The sequence below is a fragment of the Rathayibacter sp. AY1E3 genome (assembly GCF_002932235.1).
Taxonomy (GTDB): Bacteria; Actinomycetota; Actinomycetes; order Actinomycetales; family Microbacteriaceae; genus Rathayibacter.
In genome coordinates this window covers 1-1,882 of sequence record NZ_PSVN01000048.1, presented here as the reverse complement: position 1 = coordinate 1,882, position 1,882 = coordinate 1, and the positions used below count along the sequence as shown (strand labels likewise).

The following is a 1,882-nucleotide window of genomic DNA, read 5'->3' as shown; positions in this document are numbered from 1 at the left end:
CTCTCTCCCGGCCCCCCGCATCCTCTTCTCCCGCCCGCACTCCGCACGACAGGAACGAGCACCCATGACGCTGTCCACTCCTCAGACCGCCTACGCCTCCGCCAAGCTCCAGGGCACCGGAGTGGGACGCGGGCTGGCCCTCGGGCCGGTCCTGCGCATGCCGGAGCCGCTGCCCGAGCCCGAGGACACCGCCAGCACCCGCAGCGTCGCCCAGGAGGAGGAGCGCGCCGTCTCGTCGCTCTCCGCCACCGCCGCGACGATCCGCCACCGCGGCGAGCGAGCCGGCGGCTCGGCGAAGGACGTCCTCGACGCCCAGGCCCTGATGGCCGAGGACCCGTCCCTCGCGGACGACGTCAAGGCGCGGATCGCCGGGGGCAAGACCGCGGAGCGCGCCGTGCACGAGGCCTTCGCCGGCTTCCGCGACCTGCTCGTGGCGATGGGCGGCTACATGGCCGAGCGCGCGACCGACCTCGACGACGTCTCGCAGCGCGTCGTGGCGCACCTGCGCGGCGTCGCCGCTCCCGGCGTCCCCGAGTCGGACGAGCCGTTCGTGCTCGTCGCCCGCGACCTCGCTCCGGCCGACACGGCGCTGCTCGACCTCGAGAAGGTCCTCGGTCTGATCACCAGCGACGGCGGACCGACCTCGCACACGGCGATCCTCGCCCGGGAGAAGTCGATCACCGCCATCGTCGGCACCACCGGCGCCCTCGACCTGCGGGACGGCCAGCTCGTCATCCTCGACGCCACCTCCGGCGTCGTGACGGTGAACCCCTCGGACGCCGAGATCGGCGCCGCGAAGTCCTCGATCGCCGAGCGCGCCGAGATGCTCGCCGCACCGGTCGTCCCCGGCGCGCTGGCAGACGGCCACGCCGTGCCGCTGCTCGCGAACCTCGGCTCGGCCGACGGCGCTGCGAACGCGGTCGAGCTCGGCGCCGAGGGAGTGGGGCTGTTCCGCACCGAGTTCCTCTTCCTCGACGCGAAGGAGGCGCCCTCGGTCGCCGAGCAGGCGGAGCAGTACACGCGCCTACTCGCTGCGTTCCCCGGCCGCAAGGTCGTCGTCCGCGCGCTCGACGCCGGCGCCGACAAGCCGCTGAGCTTCCTCAACGACGACCACGAGGAGAACCCGGCCCTCGGTCTCCGCGGACTGCGCGCCCTCCGCGCCAGCGAGCAGATCCTCCGCGACCAGCTCACCGCCCTCGCCCAGGCCGACGCCGCCACCGACGCCGACCTCTGGGTCATGGCGCCGATGGTCGCGACCGTGGACGAGACCCGCTACTTCACCTCGATGGCGCGGGAGCTCGGCATCCGCACCGCCGGAGTGATGGTGGAGGTCCCCTCCTCCGCCCTGCTCGCCGACCGCATCCTCGGAGTCGCGGACTTCGCCTCGATCGGCACCAACGACCTGACCCAGTACACGCTCGCCGCCGACCGCATGCTCGGCACGGTCTCGGCGTTCCAGGACCCGTGGCACCCGGCCGTGCTCCGCCTCGTCGGCGAGGTCGGCCGCGCGGGAGCGGCGCTGGGCAAGCCCGTCGGGATCTGCGGAGAAGCCGCCGCCGACCCGCTGCTCGCCGTGGTCCTCGTCGGCCTCGGCGCCACCACCCTCTCGATGTCGCCGTCGGCTCTCGCCGACGTCCGCGCCGAGCTGGCCGAGCACACCCTCGAGGACGCCAAGCGGTATGCGGAGCTCGCTCTCGCCGCCGACAGCGCCGCCGACGCCCGCTCCGCGGTCACCGAGGCGATCGCCGCCTCCTGATCCCGGATCACCAGCCCCACCCCCCTGCACCACCCCGCCACTCGGGAGCTGGGACGCCTCAGGAGCGTCCCAGCTCCCGAGTGGCGGGGTGGTGCAGGGGGGTGGGGCTGGTGATCCGGGATCAGG

General features: G+C 74.1%; 1 protein-coding gene. It reads left to right on the top strand.

Annotated elements, in window-relative coordinates:
- The first annotated feature begins 157 nt into the window (after positions 1–157).
- Positions 158–1,756: a phosphoenolpyruvate--protein phosphotransferase gene (gene ptsP / locus C5C53_RS16695; RefSeq protein ID WP_258069271.1), complete on the top strand. Its 1,599-nt coding sequence runs from the start codon at positions 158–160 to the stop codon at positions 1,754–1,756.
- Positions 1,757–1,882 lie beyond the last annotated feature (126 nt).

What these genes read in the sequence shown, in the direction of transcription:
- ptsP (WP_258069271.1), top strand. Translation starts at nt 158, where the DNA reads ATGCCGGAGCCGCTGCCCGAGCCCGAGGACACCGCCAGCACCCGCAGC.